This window comes from Synechococcales cyanobacterium CNB (assembly GCA_030263455.1).
GTDB lineage: Bacteria > Planctomycetota > Phycisphaerae > Phycisphaerales > UBA1924 > CAADGN01.
This window is the reverse complement of sequence record SZOZ01000010.1, coordinates 134,211-140,932: the sequence shown is the minus strand read 5'-3', so window position 1 is coordinate 140,932 and position 6,722 is coordinate 134,211. Positions and strand designations below refer to the sequence as shown.

At 70.3% G+C, this 6,722-nt stretch carries 7 protein-coding genes; 6 read left to right on the top strand and 1 reads right to left on the bottom strand.

Annotated elements, in window-relative coordinates:
• Positions 1 to 13: 13 nt before the first annotated feature.
• The 4 genes from FBT69_11350 (at position 14) to gatA (ending at position 3,101) form a co-directional block, all read left to right on the top strand.
• Entirely contained in the window at positions 14 to 382 is a 369-nt protein-coding gene (locus FBT69_11350; GenBank protein MDL1905387.1) for a hypothetical protein, read from the top strand.
• Positions 383 to 400: 18 nt separating this feature from the next.
• The gene (locus tag FBT69_11345) at positions 401 to 1,219 is read left to right on the top strand and encodes a TVP38/TMEM64 family protein (protein ID MDL1905386.1); all 819 of its coding nucleotides are present in this window, start codon (positions 401 to 403) and stop codon (positions 1,217 to 1,219) included.
• Positions 1,220 to 1,302: 83 nt separating this feature from the next.
• Positions 1,303 to 1,617 carry an Asp-tRNA(Asn)/Glu-tRNA(Gln) amidotransferase subunit GatC gene (gene gatC / locus FBT69_11340; protein MDL1905385.1) on the top strand — a complete coding sequence of 105 codons (315 nt, stop codon included), beginning with the start codon at positions 1,303 to 1,305 and terminating at the stop codon, positions 1,615 to 1,617.
• Entirely contained in the window at positions 1,614 to 3,101 is a 1,488-nt protein-coding gene (gatA, locus tag FBT69_11335) for an Asp-tRNA(Asn)/Glu-tRNA(Gln) amidotransferase subunit GatA (protein MDL1905384.1), read from the top strand. Before gatC ends, gatA begins: the two co-directional genes overlap by 4 nt.
• Positions 3,102 to 3,134: 33 nt before the next feature.
• Here the strand turns inward: gatA and FBT69_11330 are convergent, their stop codons facing one another.
• Entirely contained in the window at positions 3,135 to 3,365 is a 231-nt protein-coding gene (locus tag FBT69_11330; protein MDL1905383.1) for a hypothetical protein, read from the bottom strand.
• Here FBT69_11330 and bamA point away from each other — a divergent pair.
• On the top strand, positions 3,352 to 5,949 hold the full coding sequence (gene bamA, locus FBT69_11325) for an outer membrane protein assembly factor BamA (GenBank protein ID MDL1905382.1): 2,598 nt from the start codon (positions 3,352 to 3,354) through the stop codon (positions 5,947 to 5,949). The two genes, FBT69_11330 and bamA, sit on opposite strands and share 14 nt — an antisense overlap.
• Positions 5,837 to 6,715 (top strand): OmpH family outer membrane protein, encoded by an 879-nt coding sequence (locus tag FBT69_11320; GenBank protein MDL1905381.1) that lies wholly within the window; start codon positions 5,837 to 5,839, stop codon positions 6,713 to 6,715. The genes bamA and FBT69_11320 overlap by 113 nt, the downstream gene beginning before the upstream one ends.
• The last annotated feature ends 7 nt before the right edge of the window (positions 6,716 to 6,722 follow it).

Here is a 6,722-nt window from a genome sequence, read left to right as displayed (position 1 = left end):
GCAGATCAACGGCATGGCGCCCGGAGCGCAGGTCGGGAGCGCCCTGCTCTTCCAGCCCCTCAGGGACCACGCCATCCTCTGGCGCGACACGCCCGAGAGTTGGATCGACATGCACCCCTCCTTCCATCCCAACAAAAACTCGTACATGTTCGCCACCACGGGCGACCTGCACGTGGGCCGATCCAGCGGGCGCGCCGGCATCTGGTTCGGCGACGATCCCGACAGTTTCCACGACCAACGCCGACGACATCGCCATCCGCGCCGGGCGTGTCTACGTCGCCGGCCGCGCCACCTTCACCCGCACCCAGGCCGTCGTCTGGATCGGCACCCCCGTCCCCGCCGCGCCCCAGCGGTGAAGCAGCGAGATGCGGGCGCGGTGTGATCGGTATGCTTCGCCCATATGCCCGAGGACGGGGCGAAGCCCGCGGACAGCACGACGACGGACCACGAGCCGAAGTTGCGCGCCGGCGAGCTCTTCCGGCGGATGGGGCCGGCGGGGTGGCTCGGTGTCGCGTGGCTCATCCTGCCACCGCTCGGCGGCTTCCTGCTGCTGGCGAACATCAGCACGATCGCCGACTGGCTGACGCACCACCAGGCCCTCGGCTACGCCTTGTACGTCGCGATCTTCATCTTCAGCGCGGGCTTCGGCGTGCTGCCGACGTACTCGCAGGCGATCCTGGCGGGGTGGGCGTTCGGGTTCGTGCTGGGCTTCCCGGGCGCGCTCGCGGGCTTCGTCGGCGCGTCGGCGGTCGGCTACGTCGTCGCCCGCACGGCCTCGCGCGACCGCGTCGAGCGCCTCATCGAGGAGAACCGCAAGGCCCGGGCCGTGCGCGAGGCCCTCATCGGCCACGGCTTCTGGCGCACGCTGGGGATCGTTGCGCTGCTGCGCGTCCCGCCGAACTCTCCCTTCGCGATCACGAACTTCGTGATGGCCACGACCGGTGTCGGCAAGCGCGCGTTCCTGATCGGGACCGCCCTGGGGATGGCTCCCCGCACGGCCGCGGCCGTCTATGTCGCCACGCAGGTGCAGGACCTGACGAGCCGCGAGGAGACGCGCCCCGTGTGGATGATCGTGAGCGGGATCGTGCTGGCGGTCGCGGTGATCGCCGTCATCGGGCACATCGCCAACCAGGCGGTGAAGCGCGTGGCGAAGAACGGCAACGCGACGGACGGCAACGGCGATGGCGGCAGGGGCGCCCCTCCCTCGCCCGCGGCGTGACCTTTGCCTCTCCACACCCCTGCTTCCGCACGGTGGTTGTATCCGCGCATCCCGTTGCGCGTGCCGTCGCGTAGACTGCCCGCATGGTCGATGTTCCGCGTCTCAGCCCCGACGCTGTCCGCAAGGTCGCGCGTCTCGCACGGCTCGATGTGCCGGACGACCAGGTCGCCCGCGCCGCCGAGCGCCTCGACGCTGTTCTCGGCTACGTCGAGCGGCTGGCCGCGCTCGACCTCGAAGGGGTCGAGCCGCTCACGCACGTGGGGGGCGAGGTGAACCGGCTGGATGAGGACGCGCCCGGCCCGACGCTGCCGGCGGAGGCGGTCGCCAGGCTCGCGCCGGAGTCGTTCGGCCCGTTCATCCGTGTGCCGAAGGTAATGGGCGAGGGTGGTGGAGCGTGAAGGGCGCGCCGTCGGCCGTCGAGCTCGCGGCGGCGGTGCGCGAGGGACGTGCAACGGCCGAGCGGTCGGTGCGCGGCGCGCTGGACCGCATCGACGCCCTCAACCCGCGGCTCAACGCCTTCGTGCAGGTCTTCGCCGATCGCGCCATCGACGACGCTCGCGCCATCGACGCTCGCGTGCAGGCGGGCGAACGGGTCGGCCCGCTCACCGGCGTCCCCGTCGCCGTGAAGGACAACCTCTGCCTCGCGCACGGGCGCACCACCTGCGCCAGCCGGATGCTCGAAGCCTACGAGTCGCCGTTCACCGCCACCGCGGTGCAGCGGCTCATCGATGCCGGCGCGATCGTCGTCGGCAAGACCAACCTCGACGAGTTCGCCATGGGCTCCTCGTGCGAGTTCTCCGTCTTCGGGCCGACGCGCAACCCGTGGGACGAGTCGCGCGTTCCCGGCGGCTCGTCCGGGGGGAGCGCGGCGGCCGTAGCGGCTGGGATCGTCCCGCTCGCGCTCGGCTCGGACACGGGCGGGTCGATCCGTCAGCCGGCGGGGTTCTGCGGCGTGGTGGGGATGAAGCCGACCTACGGGCGCATCAGCCGCTGGGGGCTGGTGGCGTTCGCTTCCAGCCTCGACCAGGTCGGCCCCTTGGGGCGCACGGTCGGCGATTGCGCCCTCGCGCTGTCCGTGATGGCCGGGCACGACCCGCTGGACGCGACGTCGTGCACCCGCCCGCCCGAGGACTTCGCGGGGAGGATCGGGGAGCCGGTGCGTCCGCTGCGCATCGGCGTTCCCCGTCAGGCGAGGGGGGGGGGCAACCACGCGGCGGTGGATGCCGCGCTGGACGCGGCGGCGGGCGCGCTCGGCGAGCGCGGCGCGGAGATTGTCGAGGTCGATCTGCCCCATGCCGAGCACGCCGTCGCGGCGTACTACATCGTCGCCGCAGCGGAGGCGAGTTCCAACCTCGCCCGCTTCGACGGGGTGCGCTACGGGCGTCGGGCCGCGGTGCGCGAGAGCGAGGGCCTCGAAGACCTCTACCGGCGTTCGCGCACCGAGGGCTTCGGCGAGGAGGTCCGTCGGCGCATCCTGCTCGGCACGCACGTCCTCTCCAGCGGCTACCAGGACAAGTACTACCTCACCGCGCTCAGGGCGAGGCGGCGGATCAAGGATGATTTCGACCGCGCCTTCGAGGCCGGCGCGAGTGCGGTCCTCATGCCCACAAGCCCGGCCCCCCCCTTCCGTCTCGGCGAAAAGACCGACGACCCCCTCGCGCTCTACCTCGAGGACGTCTACACCGTCAGCGTCAACCTCGCGGGCCTGCCCGCGATCGCCCTGCCCGCCGGCGTCGCCACGCTCGACGGGCGCACGCTCCCCGTCGGCGTGCAACTCATCGCCCCCGCCTTCGGCGAGACCCGTCTGCTGCGCATCGCCCACGAACTCGAAACCGCCCTCGCCTTCAACGCTCGCCATGCCCCCGACGAGCCACGACCGTAAGGGAGTGGTTTCCCACGAGAGCGTCCCCGACTGTCAGGACTCCCCCCGCTCCCGCTTCACCGCCGCGCGGTCGATCCCCAGCGCGCCCAGTGTCGCGCACGGCAGCACCAGCATCGCCAGCACGCCCGCGAGGCTCGTCGTGTCCACGCGCGGCAGGACATCCGGCTTCACGAGGTGAAAGACCAGCCCAAGGCCCGCCAGCACCGAACACGCGGTGATCGTGACGACGCCGGCGCGGCGGGCGACGCGGATGAGGCGGCTCATGGCGTCGAGTCCCTCCACAACCCCGGCCCAACCCGGGGGGCGGATGCTACACGCCGTTTTCGGGGGTCGCAACGGCGTGGATTGTGGCCCGGCCCGGCGAGCGGTATTGTCCCCCTCCGTGAACCGGCCTCCCCCCCACCACCGGAGCCGACCCGCGCTCGCCCGAGCGTGTGCCGTCGTTTTGGCCGCGGGGTGCGCGTGGGGCCTGCCGGTGTTCGCTCCGGGGTTGGTCGCTCGCTGCCACGCCCAGCCCGAGGACGTCGAGGGCCGGACGATCCGGCGGATCGACCTGATGAAGCCGGTGCTGGTGGATGGGAGGCGGGTTCTGGAGCCTGTCTCCGCGACGACGGCCCAGTTCGTGCGCAACCAGTTGCGTTCGGTCGGGGGCGAGCCGTTCCGGCGGCGCACGGTGGCCGACGACCTGACGAGGCTGAACCGGACGGGTCACTTCTCGGCAGTGGAGACTGAGTTGGAGACGCTCGCCGACGGCACGGTGGTGCTGACCTTCGTGCTGACCGAGCAGCCGATTGTGCAGGACGTGCAGGCGGTTGGGAACCGGCGCATCACGGACCAGGAGATCGCGGAGCAGGTGGACGTGCTGGTGGGCACGCCGGTGGACCGCTTCCAGCTGGACCGCGCGGCACGTCGCATCGAGGACCTCTACCGCAAGAAGGGCTACTACCTCGTCAACGTCGACTGGGACGACGAGGAGCTCGAACGCTCGGGGATCGTCCTCTTCCGAATCCGCGAGGGCGAGCGGCTGAAAGTGACCGGGCTGCGGTTCGTCGGGAACGACTCGTTCGCCGATCGGGAACTGAAGCGGCAGATCCGGACGCGGGAGGCGTGGCTGCTCGGCAAGGCGCCGCTGGAGGACGACATCCTGGAGCAGGACGTTGCGGCGATCTACGCCTTCTACCGCGACCGCGGGCACTTGGACGTGCGTGTGGACAAGCGGATCCAGCCCGCGCCGAACAACCGCGAGGCCATCGTGACCTTCTTCGTGGAGGAAGGGCCGCTGTACACGTATCGATCGCTGCGTGTGGAGACGCTGGACGGCGAGCCGGTCTTCACCGCCGACCAGCTCTCGGGCCAGATGGACCTCAAGCCGGGCGACGTGTACTCGATCAACCGGCTGCGCCGGAGCATCGAGCAGGTGCGCGCCGCCTACCACAAGCTCGGCTACACGGACGTGACGGTCCGCCGGCTGGAACTGCGCGACGAGCACGCGCCGATGGTGGACCTGCTGCTGCAGGTGACGCAGGGTGCGGCGTACATGACGGGTGAGGTCGTCATCGCGGGCAACAGCATCACCCGCCAGGACGTGGTGCGCCGCGAGGTCCAGGCGGCGGGTGTCCGGCCGGATCGCCCGCTCGACCGGACGGCGGTTGACGAGGCCCAGCGCCGGCTGCGGAACACGCGCCTGTTCGAGCTTCAGCACACGCCGCCGAAGATCACGCTCCAGCCGCCGGACCCGGACGAACCCGAGTACCGGGACGTGCTCGTGGAGGTCGCGGAGACGAACACGGGCGAGTTCAATCTCGGGGCGGCGGTGAGTTCGGACGCGGGCGTGGTGGGTCGCATCAGCCTGGTTCAGCGCAACTTTGACCTGTACGACACGCCCGACTCCTTCGGTGATTTCTTCTCCGGGCGCGCCTTCCGGGGCGCGGGTCAGACGTTCCGCATCGAGGCGCTCCCCGGCGACCGTGTGGAGACGTACCAGGTCGCCCTCTCGGACCCGTATCTCCTCGGCACGGACTACACCGGTTCGGTCGCGGCCTTCTACCGCGACCGCGACTACCGCGAGTTCGACGAGCAGCGTTTCGGCGCGCGCTTCGGCCTGGGGCGCCGCTTCGGCACGCGATGGACCGGCAACATGATCGTCCGTGTCGAGGCGGTCCAGCTGCAGAACATCGCGGAGGACCGGCCCGTGGACGTGTTCGAAGTCGCGGACCAGAACGTGATCACCGGCGTCGGGTTCACGATGACGCGCGGCGTGCTCGACGACCCGTACCGCCCGACCAAGGGGTCTCGCACGGAACTCGGCGTCGAGCAGGTCGGCCTGCTCGGCGGGGACTTCGACTTCACCAAGCTCACCGCCGAGCAGACCATCTACGTCCCGATCTCCGAGGACTTCATGGGGCGGCGCACCGTGCTCTCGTTCAAGGGACTTGTCGGCTACATCCCGCAGGGGGAGGGGGACACGCCGATCTACGAGCGTTTCTACCTCGGCGGCGCGAACTTCCGCGGTTTCGCCTACCGCACCGTCAGCCCGAAGGGCATCCGCAACGACACGGGCGAGCTGGGCGACGACGCCGTCGGCGGCACGTGGCAGTTCTTCTTCGGCACGGAAATCCAGCAGCCGGTGTGGGAGGACATGGTGAGCGTCGTCGGGTTCATCGACACGGGCACCGTGACCAACGACCCGGGCTTCGACGACTACCGCGTATCGGTCGGCCTGGGGGTGCGCGTGTATGTCCCCCAGCTCAGCCCGGTGCCGCTCGCGTTCGACTTCGGGTTCCCGATCGTGGACCAGCCGGGCGACCGCGACCGCCTGTTCACGTTCTCGCTGGACGTGCCCTTCTGATGCCCGAACGCCGCTCTTGGGCGGGATCGTCGACGCGACCGCGGCGAGCGTGGCCGGTATGATTGTCTGCCCGCAGACGCGCCGCAGCGGCGCCCCACTCGCACGCGGGCCTCTCAAGGGAGACACAAAGATGACCACGGGTCGATTCTCGCCGCACGCTCTGGCCGTCGCCGTGCTCGCGGTGGTTCTCGTCGCCTCGCTGTCGTGGCGTGCCGGGGCGAACGCCGCGCCGAAGCCGGCCGCCGCGCCGACCGCTGTGTGCGTGCTGAACGTGGAACGTGTGCTGAACGGTCTGAACGAGTTGACGGAGTTCAACACGCGGCTGCAGGCGCGTGTGGACGAGCTGCAGAAGTCCCTGGACCGTCTGAAGGTGCAGATCGAGGGCAAGGCCGCGGAGCTGGACGAGCTCCAGAAGTCGGCGGTGGCGCAGCGTCGTTCGGTGCGTGCCGAGCTGTTCGAGCTCGAGGCGCAGGCGAAGGCCCGGCAGGAGGTGCTGCAGACGCTGCTGAACATCGAGAAGGGCGAGGCGATCCGCGCGATGTACCTGAAGATGGTGGAGGCGACGCGCGACGTGGCGGCGAAGGCGGGCTACGACCTGGTGCTGTTCGACGACCAGGGCATGACGATTCCCGAGGGGATGCCGGACCGGAACGTGAACGCGGCGATCCAGGCGCGTCAGGTGATCTATGCGTCGAGCGCGATCGACATCAGCGACCAGGTGCTGACGTACATGAACAACCTGCACAGCGCGGGCGCTCGCAACTGACCGACCG

Coding starts and splice junctions, on each gene's coding strand:
- FBT69_11350 (MDL1905387.1), top strand. CDS start 14: ATGGCGCCCGGAGCGCAGGTCGGGAGCGCCCTGCTCTTCCAGCCCCTC.
- FBT69_11345 (MDL1905386.1), top strand. CDS start 401: ATGCCCGAGGACGGGGCGAAGCCCGCGGACAGCACGACGACGGACCAC.
- gatC (MDL1905385.1), top strand. CDS start 1,303: ATGGTCGATGTTCCGCGTCTCAGCCCCGACGCTGTCCGCAAGGTCGCG.
- bamA (MDL1905382.1), top strand. CDS start 3,352: ATGAGGCGGCTCATGGCGTCGAGTCCCTCCACAACCCCGGCCCAACCC.
- FBT69_11330 (MDL1905383.1), bottom strand. CDS start 3,365: ATGAGCCGCCTCATCCGCGTCGCCCGCCGCGCCGGCGTCGTCACGATC.
- FBT69_11320 (MDL1905381.1), top strand. CDS start 5,837: ATGTCCCCCAGCTCAGCCCGGTGCCGCTCGCGTTCGACTTCGGGTTCC.